Source organism: Lactobacillus nasalidis, assembly GCF_016587775.1.
Taxonomy (GTDB): domain Bacteria; phylum Bacillota; class Bacilli; order Lactobacillales; family Lactobacillaceae; genus Lactobacillus; species Lactobacillus nasalidis.
Window position 1 is genome coordinate 1 of sequence record NZ_BOCG01000187.1, and the last position, 348, is coordinate 348.

Sequence of the window (348 nt, forward strand, 5' to 3'; positions counted from 1 at the left end):
CCTATCAGTATCCTGAGTAGGGCGGGACACGTGAAATCCCGTCTGAATCCGCGAGGACCATCTCGCAAGGCTAAATACTAACCAGTGACCGATAGTGAACCAGTACCGTGAGGGAAAGGTGAAAAGAACCCCGGGAGGGGAGTGAAAGAGAACCTGAAACCGTGTGCCTACAAGTAGTCAGAGCCCGTTAACGGGTGATGGCGTGCCTTTTGTAGAATGAACCGGCGAGTTGCGTTAGTCAGCAAGGTTAAGTCAGAAAAGACGGAGCCGCAGCGAAAGCGAGTCTGAAGAGGGCGAGAAGTTGGCTGATGCAGACCCGAAACCAAGTGACCTACCCATGACCAGGTT

The 348-nt window shown here is 53.2% G+C and carries 1 rRNA gene; it reads left to right on the forward strand.

The annotated features are described in order from the left end of the window. Positions 1–348: ribosomal RNA gene (locus tag lacNas_RS03405) — 23S ribosomal RNA — on the forward strand; the annotation flags it as partial.